The 22,100-nt window shown below is 70.0% G+C and carries 16 protein-coding genes; 13 read left to right on the forward strand and 3 right to left on the reverse strand.

What is annotated here, in order from left to right:
- Positions 1 to 16 precede the first annotated feature (16 nt).
- The 13 genes from ACZ42X_RS12365 (at position 17) to ACZ42X_RS12425 (ending at position 19,414) form a co-directional block, all read left to right on the forward strand.
- Positions 17 to 784: a GntR family transcriptional regulator gene (locus tag ACZ42X_RS12365; RefSeq protein WP_468287695.1), complete on the forward strand. Its 768-nt coding sequence runs from the start codon at positions 17 to 19 to the stop codon at positions 782 to 784.
- 78 nt (positions 785 to 862) lie between these two features.
- Positions 863 to 2,269, forward strand: a complete 1,407-nt coding sequence (locus tag ACZ42X_RS12370; RefSeq protein ID WP_468287698.1) for an FAD-binding oxidoreductase — start codon at positions 863 to 865, stop codon at positions 2,267 to 2,269.
- Between the two features lie 519 nt (positions 2,270 to 2,788).
- Complete coding sequence (locus ACZ42X_RS12375; protein WP_468287701.1) at positions 2,789 to 3,784, forward strand: chitinase; 996 nt, start codon at positions 2,789 to 2,791, stop codon at positions 3,782 to 3,784.
- Between the two features lie 32 nt (positions 3,785 to 3,816).
- Entirely contained in the window at positions 3,817 to 4,041 is a 225-nt protein-coding gene (locus ACZ42X_RS12380) for a hypothetical protein (protein WP_468287704.1), read from the forward strand.
- A gap of 56 nt (positions 4,042 to 4,097) precedes the next feature.
- Positions 4,098 to 6,233 carry a bifunctional polysaccharide deacetylase/glycosyltransferase family 2 protein gene (locus ACZ42X_RS12385; protein WP_468287707.1) on the forward strand — a complete coding sequence of 712 codons (2,136 nt, stop codon included), beginning with the start codon at positions 4,098 to 4,100 and terminating at the stop codon, positions 6,231 to 6,233.
- Between the two features lie 101 nt (positions 6,234 to 6,334).
- A complete protein-coding gene (locus tag ACZ42X_RS12390; RefSeq protein ID WP_468287710.1) occupies positions 6,335 to 9,100 on the forward strand; it encodes a SpoIIE family protein phosphatase in 2,766 nt (921 codons plus the stop codon).
- 779 nt (positions 9,101 to 9,879) lie between these two features.
- A complete protein-coding gene (locus ACZ42X_RS12395) occupies positions 9,880 to 10,578 on the forward strand; it encodes a glycosyltransferase (protein ID WP_468287713.1) in 699 nt (232 codons plus the stop codon).
- A gap of 6 nt (positions 10,579 to 10,584) precedes the next feature.
- Positions 10,585 to 12,003 (forward strand): glycosyltransferase family 4 protein, encoded by a 1,419-nt coding sequence (locus ACZ42X_RS12400; protein WP_468287716.1) that lies wholly within the window; start codon positions 10,585 to 10,587, stop codon positions 12,001 to 12,003.
- A gap of 131 nt (positions 12,004 to 12,134) precedes the next feature.
- Positions 12,135 to 14,630, forward strand: coding sequence for a glycosyltransferase (locus tag ACZ42X_RS12405; RefSeq protein ID WP_468287718.1), 2,496 nt, complete (start codon positions 12,135 to 12,137; stop codon positions 14,628 to 14,630).
- A complete protein-coding gene (locus ACZ42X_RS12410) occupies positions 14,627 to 15,421 on the forward strand; it encodes a PIG-L deacetylase family protein (RefSeq protein ID WP_468287721.1) in 795 nt (264 codons plus the stop codon). Before ACZ42X_RS12405 ends, ACZ42X_RS12410 begins: the two co-directional genes overlap by 4 nt.
- Entirely contained in the window at positions 15,421 to 17,022 is a 1,602-nt protein-coding gene (locus tag ACZ42X_RS12415; protein ID WP_468287725.1) for a phospholipid carrier-dependent glycosyltransferase, read from the forward strand. Before ACZ42X_RS12410 ends, ACZ42X_RS12415 begins: the two co-directional genes overlap by 1 nt.
- 29 nt (positions 17,023 to 17,051) lie before the next feature.
- Entirely contained in the window at positions 17,052 to 18,320 is a 1,269-nt protein-coding gene (locus ACZ42X_RS12420; protein ID WP_468287728.1) for a hypothetical protein, read from the forward strand.
- Between the two features lie 11 nt (positions 18,321 to 18,331).
- The gene (locus tag ACZ42X_RS12425; RefSeq protein ID WP_468287731.1) at positions 18,332 to 19,414 is read left to right on the forward strand and encodes a GNAT family N-acetyltransferase; all 1,083 of its coding nucleotides are present in this window, start codon (positions 18,332 to 18,334) and stop codon (positions 19,412 to 19,414) included.
- Positions 19,415 to 19,531: 117 nt separating this feature from the next.
- On the opposite strand, the gene ACZ42X_RS12430 is transcribed toward ACZ42X_RS12425, so the two are convergent.
- The 3 genes from ACZ42X_RS12430 to ACZ42X_RS12440 all read right to left on the reverse strand — a co-directional run bounded on the left by ACZ42X_RS12430 (position 19,532) and on the right by ACZ42X_RS12440 (position 22,044).
- The gene (locus ACZ42X_RS12430) at positions 19,532 to 21,061 is read right to left on the reverse strand and encodes a helix-turn-helix domain-containing protein (RefSeq protein WP_468287733.1); all 1,530 of its coding nucleotides are present in this window, start codon (positions 21,059 to 21,061) and stop codon (positions 19,532 to 19,534) included.
- 50 nt (positions 21,062 to 21,111) lie between these two features.
- Positions 21,112 to 21,468 carry a VOC family protein gene (locus ACZ42X_RS12435; protein ID WP_361424599.1) on the reverse strand — a complete coding sequence of 119 codons (357 nt, stop codon included), beginning with the start codon at positions 21,466 to 21,468 and terminating at the stop codon, positions 21,112 to 21,114.
- A 174-nt stretch (positions 21,469 to 21,642) separates the two neighbouring features.
- Positions 21,643 to 22,044: a MerR family transcriptional regulator gene (locus ACZ42X_RS12440; RefSeq protein WP_468287736.1), complete on the reverse strand. Its 402-nt coding sequence runs from the start codon at positions 22,042 to 22,044 to the stop codon at positions 21,643 to 21,645.
- Positions 22,045 to 22,100 lie beyond the last annotated feature (56 nt).

The raw sequence follows: 22,100 nt of genomic DNA on the forward strand, positions 1-22,100 counted from the left end.
AAGGAACACCGACACCATGACGACGACCGGACCCACAGCCGCACGTCCGACCGGACCCACGGCCGCACCTCCGACCGGACTCACGGCCGCACCCCCGACCAGACCCCCCACCGTCTCCACGGCCCTGACCACGCTGGCCGCCCACGAGCGGCTGAGCGACCGCGTCGCGCACGCCCTGCGCGCCGCCTTGATCGCCGGCGAGCTGCGCCCCGGCGAGGTCCACTCGGCGCCCGGCCTCGCCGCCCGCTTCGGCGTCTCCGCGACCCCCGTGCGCGAGGCGATGCTGGAGCTGGCCCGCGAGGGCCTGGTCGAGCCGGTACGCAACAAGGGCTTCCGGATCACCGAGGTCAGCGAGCGGGACCTGGACCAGTACACACAGCTGCGGGCGCTCATCGAGGTGCCGACCGTCGGCGCCGTCACGGGCGCGGCCACCCGGCGGCAGCTGGAGGAGCTGCGCCCGGTCGCCGAGGAGATCGTCGTCCGCGCCCGCGACCACGACCTGATCGGCTACCTCGACGCCGACCGGCGCTTCCACCTCTCGCTGCTGGGCCTCTTCGGCAACGACCGCCTCGTGGAGACCGTCGGCGACCTGCGCAAACGCTCCCGCCTCTACGGCCTGACGGCCCTGGACGAGCGCGGCCTGCTGGTCGCCTCGGCGCAGGAGCACCACGAGCTCCTCGACCTGATGCTGGCGGGCGACGCGGCGGCGGCCGAGGCGTGCATGGCCCGGCACCTGGGGCACGTGCGCTCCACGTGGGCCCGGTCGCGTACCGCAGGGCACTAGCGGTTTGCCTCGATTTGTCCACCCGTTCGGGTGTCGATAGGTTGACAGAGCGGCGGCACATCACCCGCGGAGGCTGCCATGACCACCCTCACCGACCAGACCGTCGGCTCCCTGCGCGACCGCCTCGAAGGACGGCTCGTCACCCCCGCGGACCCGGACTACGACCAGGTCCGCTCCCTGTGGAACGGAGCCATCGACCACCGGCCGGCCCTGGTCGCCCGCTGCGCGTCACCGCAGGACGTCGCCACGGCGCTGCGCTTCGCCCGCGACGAGCACCTGGAGATCTCCGTCCGCGGCGGCGGCCACAGCTTCTCCGGCGCCTCCGTCTGCCCCGACGGCCTGGTCGTCGACCTGAGCGACATGAACCGCGTCGAGGTGGACGCGGACGCGCGCACCGTGCGCTGCGGCGGCGGCGCGAAACTCGGCGACCTCGACGCCGGGACCGCCCCGTACGGCCTCGCCGTCCCGGCCGGAACGGTCAGCCACACCGGCGTCGCCGGCCTCACCCTCGGCGGCGGCATCGGCTGGCTGACCCGCAAGCACGGTCTGACCATCGACAACCTGCTCGCCGCCGACGTGGTCCTCGCGAACGGCGGCCTCGTCCGCGCGAGCGACGACGAGAACGCGGACCTCTTCTGGGCCCTGCGCGGCGGCGGCGGCAACTTCGGCGTCGTCACCACCTTCACCTTCCGCGCGCACCCCGTCGGCCCCGAGATCCAGCTGGCCCTCTTCTTCTGGGACCTCGCCGACGGCCCCGAGGCGCTGCACCTCATCGCCGACCTGGTCCCCGGCCTGCCGCGCACCGCCGGAGCCCTCATCGGCGTCGGCCTCAGCGCCCCGCCCGCGCCCTTCGTCCCGCCCGAACACCAGGGCAAGCCGGGCCACGCCCTGATCATCGCCGGCTTCGGCACGCCCGACGAGCACGCCGAAGCCCTCGCCCCGCTCGCCGACGGCCTCCCACCGCTCTTCGAGCTGCGCACCCCCATGCCGTTCACCGCGCTCCAGTGCATGCTGGACGACTCGGCGCCGACCGGCATCCTCTCGTACGACAAGGGGCTGGCCTACACCGACCTGAACGACGACGTGATCGGCCTGCTGAGCGAGTACATGCCGCGCAAGACCTCGCCGATGTCCTTCTGCCCCACCTTCCACGTGGGCGGCGCGTACACCGACCCCGACGAGGACGCCACCGCCTTCGGCGGCCTGCGCGAGCCCATGTACGTCATGAGCTGCTCCGCCATGAGCCCGGACCCCGACATCCTGACGGCCGACACGGCCTGGGCCCGCGCCCTGTGGACCGAGCTGACACCGCACGCGGCGAACACGGGCGGCTACGTCAACTTCATGGTCGAGTTCGAGGAGGACCGCGTCCGCAGGTCCTACGGGCCGGAGAAGTACGACAAGCTGTCCCGCATCAAGGCCGCCTACGACCCGGACAACGTCTTCCACCGCAACGCGAACATCGTCCCGGCGGTCGCCGCCTGAGCCTCCTCACGGCCGGACGGCGAGATGTCCTATATGTAAAGGAAGCAAAAAATCGGCCTTTATGTCTTGACCATGGCGAGCGTCGGTGAGGAGGGTGGGGAACAGAAGGACTTCCGCGAGGCCGTCCACTCCGCAAGGACGTAAGGGGTGTGCGATGTCCCTTCGCAGCGACCGGGCCCCAGCGCCCGCCCCGCCGCCGCATCCGCTGCGGCGCGCCACGGACTGGCCCGCAGCCCGCTCACCCGGCCGACGCGCGGACGGGCCGGGCCCGAGGACCCACCCGGCGCGGCGCGCCTCCGACCGGCTGACCGCCCGTCCGCCGGTACGCCGGTTCCCGGTCCTGGCGCCACGACGTCCGGCCGCCTCCGGACGGCGCAGGCGAGGACGGCCGACGGCGCCCCGCAGGCCCGGCGGCCGGCGCACGGACGACCCCGCGGGTCGCCCAGGCCACTGCGACCACCGATGCCCTGTTCCGGCCCAGTGCCGGGCAGGGCTTCTCCCGTCGTGGGGCAGGGCGTCATGAAGCGCCGCCGACGCCTCACCACGGTCTTCGTCATCCTTGCGGTGCTGGCCGCCGGCGGGGTCTACGCCGCGGTCGCCCTGATGCGCGACACCGCCACGGTCGCCTTCGCCCCGTACGTCTACGTGCCCCCGGACGAAGTGCCGTTCGACCTGCCGGGCACGGCGGAGGAAACCGGTGTCGACGAGTTCCACCTCGGTTTCGTCATATCCGCTGACGGGAGGTGCGTACCGAAGTGGGCCGGACACCAGGCCTTGGACGCCGAGCCGATAGCCCGTCAGATCGATACCCTCCGGGAGCGGGGCGGCGACGTCCGGGCTTCGTTCGGCGGACAGGCGGGCACGGAGCTGGCCCGAGCGTGCCCTTCGGTCGGTGCCCTCGAGGAGGCGTACCGCCACGTCATCGACATCTACGGGCTCACGAAGGTCGACTTCGACATCGAGGGCGAACGCACGGTCGCCGACACCGCCGCCAACACCCGGAGGGCCCAGGCCATCGCGCGGCTCCAGGCGAACTATCCCGGCCTCGACGTGAGCCTGACCTTGTCGGTGACTCCGCGCGGCATGCCGGACGACAACGTGGAACTGCTGGCCAACGCCCGCCGGAACGGTGTCTCCCCGTCAGCGGTGAACATCATGGCCATGCACTACGGCCCCGCCTACGACGGCGACATGGGCGCGTACGCCGTTCAGGCCGCGACCGCCAGCCAGAAGCAGGTGAAGCAGGCGCTGGGGATCAAGGACGACGCGACAGCCTGGCGCAGGCTCGCCCTCACCTCCATGATCGGCGTCAACGACGCCTTCACCGAGGCGTTCACCGTCGAAGACGCCGAGCAGCTGAAGAAGTTCGCCGACGAGAAGGACCTCGCCTGGCTGTCGATGTGGTCGGTCAACCGGGACCGGCCCTGTCCCGACGGAAGCAAGCTGCCGCAGCCCGCCGATACGTGTTCGGGAGTGCGACAGGACGATCTGGCCTTCACCAGGGCCTTCACCTGACCGGTTAGCCGGATTCCGATGGGTGTCCCACCATGAACGCGCAACGTGCCTCCACCCCACCGCACCCCGTCTTCGTCGACGACACGGGACGCCGCGCCCGCATCGTGTGGGTGGTGGGGACGATCGTGGCTCTCGCCTGCATCGCCTTCGCGTACCTGCTCGCGGTGACCTTCATGGCGTCCCCGGGCGGCACGGACCTGGCTCCCACCGTCGTCGTCGGCCCAGCGGCGGTCGTCCAGCACACGAGCGGGCCGTGACGCGACACAGGCACCGCCGCCATCGCCACCCGAGGCCGGGCGCAGGCCACCACGTGGTGCCCCGCCCACGTGCCGTCCTCGCCCTGTTCTGCCTGGTGGCCGTGGTCGCCATGCTGACGCTGAACACGTACCTCAGCGGCAGTCCCAAAAGCGACCCGGGACCCCTCAAGCCGGGACCCGCCGGGCAGGTGCCCACGTCTCTCAAACAAGGCGGCCCCGTGGTCCACGAGAAGGACGGCAAGCTGGTCAGCCGCAGCATGCCCAGGAAGACCGTCGTGCTGACCTTCGACGACGGCCCGGACCCGCGCTGGACGCCCAAGGTCCTCGACGTCCTGCGCAAGCAGCGCGTCCCCGGCTCGTTCTTCCTCGTCGGCCAGAACATCGTCCGGCACCAGGGCCTGATGCACCGGCTGGTGGCCGAGGGCCATGAGATCGGCCTCCACACATTCGGACACGTCAACCTCACGTACCAGAGCAAGGACCGCGTCGACCGGGAGCTGGCCGAGACCCAGCTGGCGCTGGCCGGGACAGTCGGGGTCACCACCTCCCTCATCCGCACGCCCTATTCGTCGATCGTGACCGCCATCGACAACGACACGAGGCCCGTCCTGGAGTACCTGGCCGACAAGGGCTACGTCATCGCGTTCGTGGACACCGACAGCAAGGACTGGAAGAAGCCGGGCATCAGCAAGATCATCCGCTCCGCCATCCCGCCGGACGACAAGGGCTCGGTGGTGCTGTTCCACGACGCCGGCGGTGACCGCACGCAGTCGGTCCTCGCGCTGAACGGCTACATCGCCAAACTCAAGGCGGACGGCTACACCTTCACGACCATCAGCGAGGCCCTGGGCCTGCCGAAGGCCACCCAGGAAGCGACGGGAACCACCCTGTGGAAGGGGAGAGCGCTGGTCGCCGTGGCGACCGTGACGCTCTACGCCGCACCCACCCTGATGTACCTGGTGTACGTCGTCGGCGCGCTGGTCATCCTCCGCTTCGCCATGATGCTCGTCCTCGCCCGCCGCCACTACCGCACCCGCCACCCCAGACCCCCGCACCCGCCCTTCGCCTGGGGGCCGCCCGTCGCCGCTCCGGTCTCCGTGCTGGTGCCCGCGTACAACGAGGGCAGGTGCATCGCCAAGACACTGTGGTCGCTGTCCACCACCACTCACCCCATCGAGGTGATCGTCATCGACGACGGCTCCACCGACGGCACCGCGGACATCGCCGAAGCACTCGCCCTGCCCCACGTCCGTGTCGTGCGCCAGCAGAACGCCGGCAAGGCCGCGGCGCTCAACAACGGGATCCTCCACGCGCGGTACGACCTCATCGTCATGATGGACGGCGACACCGTCTTCGAGCCGTCCACCGTCCACCGACTGGTGCAGCCCTTCGCCGATCCGCACATCGGGGCCGTCTCCGGCAACGCCAAGGTCGGCAACCGCCGCTCCGTCATCGGAGCCTGGCAGCACATCGAGTACGTGATGGGCTTCAACCTGGACCGCCGCATGTACGACGTGCTGGGCTGCATCCCCGTCATCCCGGGCGCGGTCGGCGCCTTCCGCCGCCGGGCCCTGGAGGAGGTCGGCGGAATGAGCGGCGACACCCTCGCCGAGGACACCGACATCACCGTCGCCCTGCACCGCTCCGGCTGGCGGGTCGTCTACGAGGACCAGGCCCTCGCCTGGACCGAAGCGCCGGGCAATCTGCGCCAGCTGTGGCGTCAGCGCTACCGGTGGAGCTACGGCACCATGCAGGCCCTGTGGAAGCACCGCCGTTCCCTCGTCGAACACGGGCCGTCCGGCCGCTTCGGGCGCGTCGGCATGCCCCTGATCGCGCTGTACTCCATCGCGGCTCCCCTGCTGGCGCCCCTCATCGACGTCTTCACGATCTACGGCATCATCGCCCTGTCGCCCTGGAAGTCGATCGCGGCGTGGAGCGCCGTCCTGGTCATCCAGTTCCTCAGCGCGCTGTACGCGTTCCACCTGGACAGGGAGCCGTACCGCCATCTGCTGATGCTTCCGCTCCAGCAGATCGTCTACCGCCAGCTGATGTACGCGGTGCTCCTCCACTCCTGCGTCACCGCCATCGTCGGCGGCCGGCTGCGCTGGCAGAAGATCCGGCGCACCGGCGATGTCGCCCTGCCGCCGGCCGCGGAGTCCCACACGCCCGCGGGGAGCGGCTCGGCGAGGTGAAGGGGCGTGGTTCCCGTGCACCCGGTGCTGTGGACCGGTTCCGGGCCCCCAGCTCGCCCGTTCCTTCGCCCGGGGTCGGCCACCGGTGCTAGAAAGTGACCATGAGGGAAAAGGGCCTTTTGCGCCCGAAGGGTCCGTGGTGGCGGGCGTCGCTGCACAGCGCCGCGGGGCAGGTGTTCGCTCTCCAGGTCGTGATCGTGCTGCTGCTCGCGGCGGCCGCGGTGACGGCCCTGGTCGTCCAGGCCAACCGCGGCAGTGCGCGGGAGGCCGAGCGCCTGTCGCTCGCGGCGGCCGAGATGTTCGCGAACGCCCCCGGCACGGCGGAGGCGCTCCAGAGCCCGGACCCGACGGCCGTCCTCCAGCCGCGCGCCGAAGCGGCCTGGCGGAGGGCGGGGGTGGACTTCGTCCTCGTCATGAACACCGAAGGGATCCGTCTGACCTACCCCGACCCCCGGCAGATCGGGAGGAAGTTCGTCGGCACCATCCAGCCGGCCCTGGAGGGCCGCACCGTCGTCGAGCGCGCGGGCGGCCCTCCGGTGCCCGCCGGCACGGGAACCGCCGTGCAGGCGGTGGTCCCGGTGCGAGGGGCCGACGGCTCGGTCGTCGGCCTGGTGTCCGCCGGGATCACCGAGGAGAACGTGGGGGACCTGGTCGAACGGCAGCTGCCCATCATCCTCGGCACCGGCGCCGCCGCGCTCGTCCTGTCCACCGCCGGGACCGCGCTGGTGTCCAGGCGGCTGCGGCGGCAGACGCACGGCCTGGGCCCGGCGGAGATGACGCGCATGTACGAGCACCACGACGCGGTGCTGCACGCGGTGCGCGAGGGCGTGCTGATCGCCGACGCGGAGGGGCGGGTGCTCCTGGCCAACGACGAGGCGCGCCGGCTGCTCGGCCTTCCGGCGGACGCGGACCGGCGCAGCCTCGCCGACCTGGGACTGGACGCGGGTACGGCGCGGCTGCTGGCGTCGGGGGACCCGGTCACGGACGCGGTGCGGCTGGTCGGGGACCGGCTGCTGGCGGTGAACAAGCGGCCCACCGCCCCCTACGGGGGGCAGGCCGGCAGCGTGGTGACGCTGCGGGACACCACGGAGCTGGCCGCGGTCACCGGCCGGGCGCAGCTGGCGCGGGAGCGGCTGAAGCTGCTGTACGACGCGGGGGCGCGGATGGGCTCCACGCTGGATGTCACGCGTACCGCCGAGGAACTGGCGGAGGTGTCCGTGCCGCACTTCGCCGACGTCGTCACCGTCGAACTGCTGGAGCCCGTCCTGCGGGGCGAGGAGCCACCGGAGGTGCGCCCGGGAGCGCCCTCGGAGGCGGGCATCGAGATGCGCCGCACCGCCTGCGCGGGCCTGGAGGGGAACCACTCCCTCCACCCGGTCGGCGAGCCGGTCCGGTTCTCTCCCACGGGCCCCGTCGCGACCGCCGTGACCAGCGGCCGAGCGGTCCTGGATACGGCTCCGAACACCGCGGACGCCCCGGACCCGGGCTTCCACTCGCTCCTGACGGTGCCGATCCGGGCACGCGGGGCCCTGCTGGGCGTGGCCGCCTTCCGGCGGGCGGGCGCCTCCCCGCCGTTCGAGGAGCAGGACAAGGCGTTCGCCGAGGAGCTGGCGACCCGGGCGGCGGTCGCGATCGACAACGCCCGCCGCTACACCCGCGAGCACTCCATGACCGTCACCCTCCAGCGCAGCCTCCTGCCCCGGGGCGTGCCCGAGCAGAACGCGCTGGACGTGGCGTACCGCTACCTGCCGGCCCAGGCCGGAGTGGGAGGCGACTGGTTCGACGTCATCCCTCTCTCCGGCGCCCGCGTGGCGCTCGTGGTCGGCGACGTCGTCGGCCACGGCGTGCACGCCGCGGCCACCATGGGCCGGCTGCGTACCGCCGTGCACAACTTCTCCACCCTCGACCTGCCGCCGGACGAACTGCTGACCCGCCTGGACGAGCTCGTCGCCCACATCGACGCCAACGAGACCGCGGGTGATGTACGCGCCGGCGACGTGCGCGACGGCGACGTGCGCGACGGGGACGGGATCACCGGGGCCACCTGTCTGTACGCCGTCTACGACCCGGTCTCCGGGCGGGTGGCCGCCGCCACCGCCGGCCACCTCGGACCGGCCGTGGTCCACCCCGACGGAACCGTGGACTTCCCCGAGCTGCCGGTCTCGCCTCCCCTCGGCCTGAGCGCGAGCCTGCCGTTCGAGAGCCGGGAACTCGTCCTGCCCGAGGGCTCCCGCCTGGTGCTCTACACCGACGGGCTCGTCGAGGACCGCGGCAGGGACCTCGACACCGGCCTGGACATCCTGCGCGACGCCCTGACCGGGACCGGCCGCACGCCCGAGGACACCTGCGCCGCGGCCATCGAGGCCCTGGTGCCCGCACGACCCAGGGACGACATCGCGCTCCTCGTGGCCCGTACGCGCCGGCTCGACCCCGCGAACGTCGCCCACTGGGAGGTGGACCGCGACCCCTCGGCGGTGGCCCCGGTCCGCGCCGCCTGCGCCCGCCGCCTGGCGGAGTGGGGCCTGGAGGACATCGGCTTCGCCACCGAACTGGTCCTCAGCGAACTCCTCACCAACGCCATCCGCTACGGCGCCGAGCCCATCACCGTCCGGCTGCTCCGCGACCGGACCCTGATCTGCGAGGTCGCCGACGCCAGCAGCACCTCCCCCCATCTCCGCCGCGCCAAGACGACGGACGAGGGCGGCCGCGGCCTGTTCCTCGTCGCCCAGTACACCGAACGCTGGGGCACCCGCTACACCCCCGCCGGCAAGGTCATCTGGGCCGAGCAGTCCCTCCACGGCGCCCCGGAAGCCGCGGGGCCCTCGGCGGACGCCCTCCTCGACCAGTGGAGCGACGACCCGCTTTGACGGGCTGACAGGGATCTGGCCCGAACGGTTGCACATGCCCTGCACCGCGGGCTGCGCGTTGTCGAAGTACCGAGCAGTGAAGCTCGTGGTAAGTCGAAGACGCCGCGGCACACACCGCAAGACGGGGTCCGTATCTCCGCCCTTCTCTGGCGAGGGCGTCCCTGTAACACGCTGCCTCGCCTCTGGGGGGCGCCGGGTACCGCGCTCCTGACTGTATTGACGGAGTTTGCATCCCCGTGCTAGGTGTGGAGAAGAAGGGCTACACCGCGTATCGCGAGCGGGAGGAGGTCTCGTGTACCCCTCCACTACCTCCTCTGCGGCCCCTGTTTCGTACCCATTGCGGCGGGCGACGGATTGGCCTGCCGCAGGGTCGCGTTCGAGCTACGCACCATTCCGTTACCGCGCGCACCCGGCCCGGCGTGCGTCTGACCGTATTCGCCGCCCGGCTCATTCGACGGTGCCCGCCTTCAGTAGGCGACAGCGGCCGCCCCGTCGGTCGTCCCGTACGTCTCGGGTGCGCATCGGTGTAGGTCGGCGCCGGAGCGGCCGCTCGGACCCAGGCCCTTCCGGCGACGACGCATGTGGACCTCGACCGTCCGCGACCCAAACCATCGCGCCATGTGACCGAACGAGTACACGCGGCCCGGCTCCCCCGGTGAAGGAGGCGGGTCTCGATGATGCCCGCACGATCAGCGCCTTCGCGTAAAGCACTCCGCAGAACGGCTATGCCGCCGGCCTCCCTGTCGGGGGACGTGCCTCCCGTATTGCTGCGCCGACCCGTGGACCTCGAAGTCATCATCCCGGCGTACAACGAAGAACGACGGCTTCCCGACACACTTGCCGCCACGGTCCGCTACCTCGGCGGTAAGGATTGGTCCTCCGCTGTGGTCGTTGTCGACAACGACAGCGCTGACGGCACTCTCGCCGTAACGTCACGCTTCGGTGACGCACGCGTTCCCGTGCACGTCATCGGGTGCAGTGATCGCGGCAAGGGCGCAGCTGTGAGGCGTGGCATCGTCACGTCCAGAGCTCGCTTCCTCGGCTTCGTCGACGCCGACAACGCAACCCCCGTGGAAACACTCGACAGGATCATGCCGCTCTTGCGCGGTGGCCGTGCAGCAGCGGTGATCGCCTCCCGACGTGCGAGGGGAGCGCGCTACGAAACGGAACAGCCCCTTGCGCGTCGCTGCGGTAGCTGGCTGTTCCACCATCTCGCTCCGCCGGAGGTGCGCGACATCGCGGATACCCAATGCGGCTTCAAATTCTTCGACGGACCGCTCATCCGCGAGATCGCTCGGACATGCCGCGTGGACGGTTTCGCATTCGATGTGGAGTTGCTGTGTCGCCTCGCGCAGCGGCAGCTGCCCATCGTGGAGCTGCCCGTCATGTGGTCCGATATGCCCGGCTCCACCTTTTCCGCCCGTCGCGACGGCCTGCGGTCGATGGCCGACCTCCTACGCCTGTCGTTCTCCCGGTGATTCCCCATGGCTGCTCACGTCCTCGACCAACTGGCCCGCACGGATTTGCTGTTCCTGAACTGGCGCGATCCCTCGCACCCGCAGGCGGGGGGTGCCGAAGCGTACTGCTTCGAGATCGCGAGCCGGTTCGCCGAGGCCGATGCGAACGTCACGCTGTTCACTGCTCGGTACCCCGGCGGGGCGGCGGCCGAAATCGTGAACGGTGTGCGCGTTCTCCGCCACGGCAGCCTCTATGGCGTATACGCGGCAGCGGCGCGTCATCTGCTGCGCCACCCGCACGCGTACGACGCGGTCGTCGACTTCCAGAACGGCATCCCCTTCTTCTCCCCCCTGTTCGTCCCGCGATGGACCGCTGATATCTGCGTCATCCACCACGTGCACCAACGGCAGTTCGACCTCCGTTTCCGGTGGCCCCTCAACGCGTTCGGGCGCGTGCTGGAGAAGCAGGTCAGCCGGGCCGTGTACCGGGGCCGTCCAGTGGTCGTCGTATCACCGTCGACCAGGGAGGGCACGCGGCGCGAACTCGGCCTGCACAACCCGGTGCACATCGTCCCCAACGGAGGCCCCCGAAACGGCGCGCTCCCCCCTGTGCTCCGCAGCACCACCCCGCACATCACGCTGGTGAGCCGACTCGTGCCGCACAAGCGCGTCGACTTGGTCGTGCGTGCCGTGCCCGCGGTGCTGCGGCGGGTGCCTGAGCTGCGGGTCGACATCTGCGGCGACGGCCCTGACATGGAAGCACTGCGCGCCCTGGCGAACCGGCTGGGGGTCTGCCATGCCGTCACCTTCCGCGGCCATGTCACGGACGAGCTCAAGCAGGAACTGCTCTCCCGCGCCTGGCTCACGGTCGTACCGTCCGTGGCCGAGGGGTGGGGCCTGACGGTGATCGAGGCGAACGCAGTCGGTACGCCCGCCCTCGTCTATGACGTGCCGGGACTGCGCGACTCCGTGGAGCACCTGTGCAACGGCTGGCTACTCCCGCCGGACGCTGCCCTCGCGGACGGTATCCTCGCGGCCCTTGGCGCCCTGAGCGAAGCCGATGTCAGGGAGCACTTCGCCTCGGCATGCCGTCGATGGGCGCGACAGTTCTCCTGGGACGACAGCGCCGCCCGACTCGCCGCGGTCATCTCGGAGGAGATGCGCCGGGTGCACCGGCGGGTGCACTCACGCAGACAGCCCGGAAACCTCTCGGCCCACGGGCGCTTCCACAGCACCGACCCGGACGCCATGGAACACACCATCGCCCACGGCCTGAGGCTGACCGACAACTGCGCGCGGCACGGTGACTCCTTCGACCTTCTCCTTCACGACTGCGACGAGTTCCGTGCCCACGCGGTGCTGCGGCGGCTCGGCGTGACGGAGGCATCGGTGAGCCTGGCGACGCCCCGCGACATCCTGCTGGGGCATGCGGAGCCCGGGACATGACCGCGCCTCCGCCCAGCAGTTCGGCACCGGCCCGCCGACGGGGCCGACACCCGCTCGGCCGGCGGCCGCCCGGCGAGGAGAGGCGTACCGGCGGACCGGCGAGCGCGGACACGGCCGAGGAACGGCACCCCGTGGGGTCGGCACGGCCGGATCATGTCACCGCCGTCAGCGGGGCGCGCTGGATCACCGCTGCGTCCATCGCGATGGGAGCCCTCAACTACGGCTATGCACTGCTCCTGACACGCGTTCTGGACGCCGACTCCTACGCCGTGTTCGCGGCCGGTGCCAGCCTGGTGCAGTGCGCGACCACCATCGCCATCGTGGCCGTCCCGTGGGTGCTGGCCCAAGCCCTGGTCCGTGCCGCCTCCCAGGTTGAACGGGCGAACGCGATCCGATTCGCCGTGAAGATCGCCGTGATCGGCGGTGTACTGGCCGGAGGCATCGTGGCGGCCGTCGCGGCGCAGTTCGCCGGAGGAGCGACCACGATGGTGCTGGCGGGTGCCACCGTGCTCATCTTCGTCACGCGCGTGACCAACGGATGGCTTCAAGGCACGGAGCGCATGCTGACCCTCGCCGGAGTCCTCGCTGCCGAAGCGGTACTGAAGCTCGTCATCGGACTCATCATGGTGTCGGCGCTGGGCTGGGGTGACACCGGGGCACTGGCCGCCTTCGGAATCGCGGTCCTGCCGTTCTTCCTGTGGTGGCCCTTCCGGGCGTCCCGCGGTGGTGACCGGCGCTGGCTGGATGTGACGGCCCAGCGCGATCTGTGGCGTCGCGCGATGGAACTGTGCTCTGTCCAGGGCATGGTGGCGCTGATGGCGACCGTGGACGTGGTCCTCGTGGCTCTGCTACCCGTCGGCGGTGTGGAAGCCGCCAGCTTCCAGGCAAGCGTGATGATGGGCCGCGCGCCGCTGTTCGTGGCCGGAGCCGTCGCCGTGGCGTTCTTCCCCGCTCTGTCCCGCCGCCGAGCGGGCAGTCCGCTGGCCACCAGCGCCGTGCGGATGTACCTCAGCGTCGCCCTGCCGTTGACGGCCATCTGTGCCACGATCCCCGACGCTGTCATCGGCCGCGTCTTCCCGTCCGAGTACTCGATGATGGGCTCGCTGCTCGTCTTCGCGGCTGTGTCCGGGTTCGCCATCGGCGGCATCCACCTCATCTCGATGTTCTTCCAGGCCGTCAACGACCGCACCTGCGTGCGTGTCCAGGCTGTCGGCCTCCTGCTGTTCGTGGCGGGCCTGCTCGCCGGATGGCGTACCGGAGGCGTACACGGGCTGGCGATGGGCGGGGCGATCGGGGCAGTGGCGGCGATGCTTCTCCTCGGGTACCGGCTGGCCCGTGCCCACGGGTTCTACCTCCACTCCCACCTGCCGCTGATGGAGCCCGTCATCATCATCGGCGTGCTGTTCTTGCTCCGCCCCCTGCCCGTGGTATGGCTCGTCGCCACCACGCTCTGCGGCACGATCGCCGTCAGGCGGTTCCTACGCGAACGCGCGGTGGCCCCGCAGACGGATTCCGGTACGGCGGCGACCCGGCGCAGGCGCGTGGTGATCTCGACGTACGACGACACGGACAACGACACCTATCGAGGCGGCGGTGCCCTCGTCATGGAGAAGGTGGCGCGCAGGCTCTCGGAGGAGTTCGACGTGACGGTACTGTCCGCGGCCCGCCGCCGTGGTACCCAGGTGCGCGACGGAATCCGCCACCGGTCCGTCGCGGTGGCCCGGGCCGGGCCCCGGGCCGGGCAGGTGCTGTTCCAGCTGGCGCTGCCCCTCATGGCCCGCCGTATACCGCACGACGTCTGGCTGGAGAGCTTCGCCCCGCCCTTCGGCACCAGCTTCCTGCCGTTGTTCACGGACGCGCCAGTGGTCGGACTCGCCCATTGCCGCAGCGGTGACCTGATGTGGCGCAAGTATCACGTTCCGGCCTTCCTCGTCGAGCGCCTGGGCCTTCGCCTCTATCGGCACCTGGTCGCCCCCAACGAGACAGACGCCGCCGAACTGCGCCGGTTGAGCACCAGAGCCGACGTACACCTGATCGAGAACGGCGTGGACCGGCAGAACGTCGACGAAGCCGACTTCGGCCGTGGCTCGTACATCGTCTGCCTGGGCCGCATCGAGATGGAGATGAAGGGCCTCGCGCTCCTGCTCTCCGCCTACAAGCAGGCGACCACGACCATGCCACTGCTCATCGCCGGGTGTGGAACACCGGCAGAGGAACGCAAGCTGACCGGACTACTGGCCACGGGGACCGGCGACGTCCGCTGGATCGGCTACGCCGACCCCGCGCGCAAGCACCGGCTGCTGTCACAGTGCGCCTTCATGGTGATGCCCTCACGCCAGGAGACCTTCGGCCTGGTCGCGCTTGAGGCGATGTCGTACGGCAAACCGGTGGTGCACTTCGACCTGCCCTGTCTGCGATGGATGTCGGGAAACGGGGATGTCACCGTGCCGCCCTTCGACGTGACGCGACTCGCCGAACGGATCGACGAGCTCGCCTCTGACGGGCGGGCCCGTAGCAAGCTGGGCAGGCACGCCTACGACACGGCGCAGTGCTACACCTGGGACGAGATGACCGGCCACTACCTGCGGCTGACGCGACAGCTGCTGTCGAGGGGAGGGCCTCCGTGACCGCTGATCCGTTGACTGCCGCGATGGCCCATGGCACACCGCTCGTCGTGCTGTCCCCTCATCTCGACGATGGGATTCTGTCGTGCGGTGCCCTGCTGCGCCATGCTCGGCGTTACGTCCCCGTCACCGTGGCCACGGTGTTCACGGAGGGCTCCCCGCCGCCCTACACCCTCTCGGCGCGGCGCCACCTGCACCTGCTGGGGGCGCGCGACGCGCGGGAGCTGTATGCCGCCAGACGCGCGGAGGACCGCGACGTACTGGAGGACGCGGGCATCACCTGGCGGCACGCCGGCCTGATCGACGGGCTTTTCCGGCGCAAGCCGGGATGGGCACCCGCCGGCCCTCGGCCGGTCAGCACGCTGTTGCCCGAGTTGGCCCACGTCTATCCCGTCTATCGCACCCACCTCATCGCGGGCCGTCTCTCGCCACACGACCGCGACGTGTTGGGGCACGTGGTCCGGTTCATGGACGAAGAGGCTCTGAGCGAGCGGCATCCGCTCTTCCTCGCTCCAGTGGCGGTCGGTGGACACGCCGACCACCTGCTGGTCCGCACAGCCGCCGAGCTGAGCCGCCGCCCCGTTGTTTACTACATCGACTTCCCCTACAACCAGAACCATGCGGTATGCGCCGATTTCTCCCGCCGCCACACACTGGTGCCGATGAGCTGGCGACAGGGCCTGGACGCCAAGGCCGCCATGATCCAGGGATACCGGACGCAGGCCGATGCCCTGTTCCCGGACGGGCGTGTCCCGCTCGTACCCGAGACCTATCTGTACCCGGGAGACCGGTGATGACCGAGGCCATGCCCCGCACCACGGCGGCGCCCGCCCGGGTTCCCGTCCACCGGCGGCCGCGCCGACGGGTGCCGACCGTCCCCGCCGTCGCCGTCGCCGCGTTCATCGTGACCGCGGCGCTGCGCCTCGTCCACATCGGCAGTTCGGCCGACATCTTCACCGACGAGGTGCTCTACCGCGATCTCGGCCACAGCACCGCCCTCCTCGGCTACCCGAACGAGACGGGGCACCCCTTCTTCCTGCATCCCCCTGGATACTTCTACCTGCTCGCCGGCTGGGAGTTCCTGTCCGGACACGAAAGCGACCCGGTCGCTTCCGTCCACGACATGAGGATCCTCAACGCCCTCCTGGCCGGAGCGACAGCCGCGGCTCTGACCGTCCTGGTGGCCCGCGCCTCGCGTTCCTGGCGGGCAGCGGCAGCGGCCGGCGTCCTGTTCGCTCTGGACGCCTTCCTCATCCGGCAGAACGGCCGTGTGCTGCTGGAGACGTCCATGATGCTCCCCGTGGTAGCCGGACTGGCTGTGCTGCTCCCGCTGTTCACCCGCCCGTTGCCCCGCCGGGCGAGCCTGCGGGCCGCGAGCGCCGGCCTCCTCTTCGGGCTCGCCATCCTCATCAAGGACTGGGCCGTGCTGATCACGGTCATGCCGGTGCTCATCACCACGGTCATCGGCAGGCACCCGCCTCGCGTGTTGCTGCTGCGCACGGTCGCCATGAGCGCCGTGCCGTACGCCGTCTATGTGAGCGCGGTGGCCCTGAGCGGACAGCTGGGCTGGTTCCTGGAGGTGAAGGGGCAGGGCGTCCAGCGGTTGCTTGGCGCTGTCCAGGCCACCGGATTCAACTCGGTCGACTCACCATCTGTGGTGACCCGGCTGGTCGAGGAGGCGCCGACCTTCGCCGGCACGTACCTGCTTCTCATCGTGGGCGTGGTCGCGCTCGCGATCCTGCTGTTCCGCGGCAATCCCGTAGAGCGCATGGTCGGGGTGTGGCAGCTGTCGGGCGCCTGCGCCCTCACCTACGCCGTGCTCTTCGGGACGCTGGAGGAGCATTACCTGTATCTGCTGTCCGTACCCAGTGTGGTTGCCGTGGCGGTCGCCGTTCCCCTCGTGCTGCGGTGGCACAAGGGGCGTGGCGCGAGGGTTCGGCGCACCATTGCCACGGCCATGCTGGTGCTGATCACCGGGTTGTCCGGCACGTCCTACGCCGTCGGCAGAACAGAACCGGATGACGGGTACGCGCGGCTGAGAGCCTATGTGACCGAGCACGTTCCGGCGGGTAGCGCCATCACCGTCGTCGACGGAACACCCTCCCTGTCCCCGAGGAGGGACGGCCGGACCAGCGTCCTGGAAGACCGCTACCGCATCGGCCGGTGGACCACGCCGCAGGCGCGGACCGCGGCGATGGTCCAGTACGTGATCGTCCCCTGGAAGGAGGTCCGGGAGGGTTACGCCTACCTCACGGAGGGGGAGACCCGGAGACTCGTCGCGCAGGGCGAGCGTGTTTTCTCGTTCGACGGACGGACGTACGGCACCCTCGCCCTCTACCGCATGCCCCTGCCGGTCCCAGCGGCCACCGATGAGCGCACGCAGCAGCGGCCATGAGTGTCCAGTCCGCTCGTGAGGGGCGCCACATGAAGCAGGTCGGCATCGTGGTCGCTGTCTTGGTCTTCCTGACGTCGATGGCGCTTCTCCTTCAGCCGGTCAAGGACGCCAACTACCATTTCGGTACGCTGCTGACGGATCCGGCGACAGCGCACAAGGAAGCCGACCGAGGTGTGCGAGTGGCGCATCTCGAAGTGCGCTGGGACCGCTTCGAGCCACAGGACGACGTTTTTGACACCCGTTACATCAGCACGCTCGACGAGAGGGCCGACACCTTCGTGGAGGCGGGCATGGCGGTGGAGGTCGGCATCACGATCCATTCGCCGCCCCAGTGGATCCAGGAACGAGAGGAAGCCGACTTCGTCGATCAGCGCGGCAACCACTTCACGGGCGTTCCGAACGTGGTCTTCAGCCAGTCCGTCCGGATGGAGGTCAAGGAGTACGTCGACACGTTCGCCCGGGCACTGTCCCTGGACCGGTTCTGGGCCGTCCGGATCGGTGTGAGCGAGACGGGTGAGTTCAGCTATCCGCCGGCCTCCGCCGGCAAGGGTCGGCAGAATTCCTTCTGGGCGTTCGACACCCGCGCCCAGAGCGCTGCGGGTACTTCCGGTCGGCCCCCCGATCTGCCGTCCAACCCGCTCCCTGGCTGGAAACCCGGTGAACGGACCGTTGCCGGGGAAACCGTGACGAGAGCGGAGGTCACTGCCTGGTTCGACTGGTACCACCACGCCCTCACCCAGGCGGTGAACTGGCAGATCGATCTCTACAAGAATCTCGGCTACGAGGGCCGGATCAAGGTTCTTGTGCCGGGCACCGGTATTCGCCCGCACGAGTACGAAAAGGCCATCGGCAGCTACCTCGACGGCTCCGTGCTGCCGGATCTGGCGGGCCGGGGAGTGGGCTACTTCAGAAGTCTCGCGAACATTCGCCACAGCGAGAACGTCGAGATCGTCTCGACCTCGCTCGTGGACGGATCGGGGAAGCCGGGCAACAACGGCTGTACCCCCTCCGACCAGGACTACGACCTGCTGGACCCCTCGAACAGCGAGATCATCGGCAACTGGTCGTCCACGCGCTGGGTCGCCAATCTTGCCCGTTCCTACGGGCTTGCGCTCAACGGAGAGAGCGCCGGGCCTCGGATCAGCCCGTACTACGACGGGGTGATGGAGGACGCCGTCCACCAGATGACTTCCTGCGGGCTGAGCGGCCTCATGTGGGCCTTCGACGAGAACCTTTACGACGGCACCGAAGGATCGTCGCTCCAGGACTACGCAGAGGCCATCGAGCAGCTGAACTGAGGAGCTGAGCCATGGATGTCACGGTCATCCACCCACGGGAACTCGGTGCGGCCGAGGTCACGGCTTGGCGGAGCATGCAGAACGCAACACCGGACCTGGGCAGTCCTTTTCTCTCTCCCGAGTTCACCCGAGCCGTGGGCAACTGGCGGCCAGCCGCCCGGGTAGCGGTCCTGTCCGAAGCAACCGGGCCCGTTGGTTTTTTCCCTTTCGAGCGGCGGCCCTTCGGTCTGGGGCTGCCGATCGGCAGCGGCGTGTGCGACTGCCAGGGCCTGATCCACCTCCCCGGTCTCGACTGGGATGCCGCCGATCTGCTCCGCTCCTGCGGACTCGACCTGTGGCATTACGACCACCTGGCACAAGGTCAGGCGCCGTTCGAGACCGACGTCGTCGTACATACCTCGTCTCCCGTTATCGACATCGGGCAGGGTTACGAGGCCTATGTCGACGGCCACGCCTCGTCAACGGCCAGGTCCAAGAGCTTGCGGCGCGCCGAACGGAAACTGGCGCGGCGGACGGGTGACGTGCGGTTGGTTTTCGACGACCACCGCCCCGAGGCACTGGAGGAGCTCATCCGATACAAATCCGCCAATTACCGGGCCAAGGGGCAGTTGGACATCTTCTCCCGGCCCGGTCCGGTCGCCTTGATCCGGGAGCTGGGCTCGTGCAGGCAACCGACCTGCACAGGCGTCATCTCGGTGCTGTATGCGGGCGACCGGCCGGTGGCCTGGCTCTTCGGAATGCGGTCCCAGCGCCTGTTCCACGGTTGGTTCGCCGCCTATGACCCGGCTGTGGCGTCCTTCTCACCAGGCATACTCCTGCACACGAAATTCGTGAAGGCCGCGGCATCCGCGGGCATCGCGCTCATCGACCTCGGCAAGGGTCCGGAGCCGTACAAGGACACCTTCAAGACCTCCGATGTGCCCCTCGCAGAAGGCTGGGTGGAGCGCGCCACGGTCCCCGCCAAGGTCCGCCGGACGCAGCTGGAAGCAGCAGCTCGACTGCGTGCGGCGATAGCCGGTCGTCCTGCCCTGCGTCGAGCCGCGCTGAAGACCATCGACGCACTCCCACGGATTCAGCGCCTTGTCTCGCACTGACGTACCGACGCAGCCGCGCTGCCCAGGGCGCACAGTCCGAGAGACGTCCCACGGGTGCCGCCGCACCCGGTGGCCAGCAGTCATGCAGGCCACGCGGGGTGCGGCGGCATCCGTGACTCAGATGTCCCGGAAGATCTCGATCTGCGCGCCCACCGAGTTGAGCCGCTCCGCCAGGTCCTCGTAACCGCGGTTGATGACGTAGACGTTGCGCAGGACCGACGTGCCCTCCGCCGCCATCATCGCCAGCAGCACCACCACCGCCGGGCGCAGGGCGGGCGGGCACATCATCTCGGCCGCGCGCCAGCGGGTGGGGCCCTCGACCAGGACGCGGTGCGGGTCGAGGAGCTGGAGGCGGCCGCCGAGGCGGTTGAGGTCCGTCAGGTAGATGGCGCGGTTGTCGTAGACCCAGTCGTGGATGAGGGTCTGGCCCTGGGCCGTCGCCGCGATGGCCGCGAAGAACGGCACGTTGTCGATGTTCAGGCCCGGGAACGGCATCGGATGGATCTTGTCGATCGGCGCCTCCAGCTTGGAGGGGCGTACGGTCAGGTCCACGAGCCGCGTGCGGCCGTTGTCCGCGGTGTACTCCGCCGAGCGGTCGTGGTCGAGGCCCATCTCCTCCAGCACCGCGAGCTCGATCTCCAGGAACTCGATCGGTACGCGACGGATCGTCAGCTCCGACTCGGTGACCACCGCGGCGGCCAGCAGGCTCATCGCCTCGACCGGATCCTCGGAGGGGGAGTAGTCGACGTCCACGTCGATGGCCGGCACGCCGTGCACCGTGAGCGTCGTCGTACCGATGCCCTCCACCCGTACGCCCAGGGCCTCCAGGAAGAAGCACAGGTCCTGGACCATGTAGTTGGAGGAGGCGTTGCGGATGACGGTGACGCCGTCGTGGCGGGCGGCCGCCAGCAGGGCGTTCTCGGTCACCGTGTCGCCGCGCTCGGTCAGCACGATCGGGCGGTCCGGCGCGATGGAGCGGTCCACCTGTGCGTGGTAGAGGCCCTCGGTGGCGGTGATGTCCAGGCCGAAGCGGCGCAGCGCGATCATGTGCGGCTCGATGGTGCGCGTACCGAGGTCGCACCCGCCGGCGTACGGGAGCTTGAACTGCCGCAGCCGGTGCAGCAGCGGGCCCAGGAACATGATGATGGAGCGGGTGCGGCGCGCGGCGTCCGCGTCGATGGCCTCCATGTCCAGGTGCGCCGGCGGGACGATCTCCAGGTCCATCCCGTCGTTGATCCACCGGGTGCGTACGCCGATGGAGTTCAGCACCTCCAGGAGGCGGTACACCTCCTCGATGCGGGCGACGCGCCGCAGGACCGTGCGGCCCTTGTTGAGGAGGGAGGCGCACAGCAGCGCCACGCAGGCGTTCTTGGAGGTCTTGACGTCGATGGAGCCGGACAGCCGGCGCCCGCCGACCACCCTCAGGTGCATGGGTCCGGCGTAACCGAGCGACACGATCTCGCTGTCGAGCGCCTCGCCGATGCGGGCAATCATCTCAAGGCTGATGTTCTGGTTTCCGCGCTCGATGCGATTGACCGCGCTCTGGCTGGTGGCCAGGGCTTCGGCGAGCTGCGTCTGCGTCCAGCCGCGGTGCTGACGGGCGTCACGGATGAGCTTGCCGATGCGTACGAGGTAGTCGTCTGCCATGGCGGCAGGTTATCTCAGATATGAGATGGTGCTCGCGGTGGGGTAGGCCATTAGGGTGACACGCTGTGAGCTGTGGGGTGGCGCGGCTCGTACAGCGGCAGTTCGGCGCCGCTCGGCAGCCGCACGGCTGCGAGCAGACCCCACCCCTGGTCGCTGACCGGGCGCGCGAGCTCCGCCCCACGTTCCGTCAGCTTGCGCAGCACGCTCTCGATGTCGTCGCACATCAGGTAGAACTCCTGCCGGGGCTCGCCCGACGACGGGTGTACGGCGACCTCGGCGGGCGGCAGCTTGAAGATGAGCCACCCGCGCCCCGCGTCGACATGCGGAAACCCCAGCACATCGCGGACGAAGGCCCGGTCCGCGTCGGCGTCGTGGGTGTACATGATGACGTGCGCGCCGCTGAACATGCCTCAATGCTCGATACGGTACGAAACCGGCGCAAGCGGGGGGCGGCTGGGTGGGTGAATACCCGGATAAGCCGGGAATGTCGGGTAGCCCTGCGGCGGGACCCGTCACGCCGAGCGGGTCACCTCCGCCCACCTCCGCCCGCCTCCCGCCCTCCGCCAGGCGGCCGGCTGAGGCTAGGCCGCCGCCGAGGCTCCGGCTCCGGCCGAGGCTCCGGCTCCGGCTTCCGACGCCGCGACGATCACCTCGTCCAGCACCTCCCGCGACCGCACCAGATCGCCGATCATCCGGTCGATGCGCTCCCGCTCCTCGGTGAGCTCCGCGACCAGCCGCGCGGTGGCGACCTCGGACGGGCCGCCGTCCGCGTCCCGCATGCACGGCAGCAGTCGCGCGATCTTCGTGCTGTGCAGGCCGGCGGCGTAGAGCGCCTGGATGCGGATGACCCGGTCGACGGCCCAGTCGCCGTACTCGCGGTGGCCGCCCGGCGTGCGCTCGGACGTCAGGAGGCCCTGCTTCTCGTAGTAGCGCAGCGAGCGCTCGCTCACTCCCGTGCGCTGCGCCAGTTCACCGATCCGCATGCCCCACCCCGTCCGCGTAGCAAGCGACTTGAATCTGACACTGGTGTCAACTTCTA

It is taken from the genome of Streptomyces sp. NPDC030862, from assembly GCF_055571835.1.

Coding starts and splice junctions, on each gene's coding strand:
- ACZ42X_RS12375 (WP_468287701.1), top strand. CDS start 2,789: ATGAAGCGCCGCCGACGCCTCACCACGGTCTTCGTCATCCTTGCGGTG.
- ACZ42X_RS12370 (WP_468287698.1), top strand. CDS start 863: ATGACCACCCTCACCGACCAGACCGTCGGCTCCCTGCGCGACCGCCTC.
- ACZ42X_RS12430 (WP_468287733.1), bottom strand. CDS start 21,061: ATGGCAGACGACTACCTCGTACGCATCGGCAAGCTCATCCGTGACGCC.
- ACZ42X_RS12420 (WP_468287728.1), top strand. CDS start 17,052: ATGAAGCAGGTCGGCATCGTGGTCGCTGTCTTGGTCTTCCTGACGTCG.
- ACZ42X_RS12390 (WP_468287710.1), top strand. CDS start 6,335: ATGAGGGAAAAGGGCCTTTTGCGCCCGAAGGGTCCGTGGTGGCGGGCG.
- ACZ42X_RS12365 (WP_468287695.1), top strand. CDS start 17: ATGACGACGACCGGACCCACAGCCGCACGTCCGACCGGACCCACGGCC.
- ACZ42X_RS12440 (WP_468287736.1), bottom strand. CDS start 22,044: ATGCGGATCGGTGAACTGGCGCAGCGCACGGGAGTGAGCGAGCGCTCG.
- ACZ42X_RS12425 (WP_468287731.1), top strand. CDS start 18,332: ATGGATGTCACGGTCATCCACCCACGGGAACTCGGTGCGGCCGAGGTC.
- ACZ42X_RS12435 (WP_361424599.1), bottom strand. CDS start 21,468: ATGTTCAGCGGCGCGCACGTCATCATGTACACCCACGACGCCGACGCG.
- ACZ42X_RS12415 (WP_468287725.1), top strand. CDS start 15,421: ATGACCGAGGCCATGCCCCGCACCACGGCGGCGCCCGCCCGGGTTCCC.
- ACZ42X_RS12380 (WP_468287704.1), top strand. CDS start 3,817: ATGAACGCGCAACGTGCCTCCACCCCACCGCACCCCGTCTTCGTCGAC.
- ACZ42X_RS12400 (WP_468287716.1), top strand. CDS start 10,585: ATGGCTGCTCACGTCCTCGACCAACTGGCCCGCACGGATTTGCTGTTC.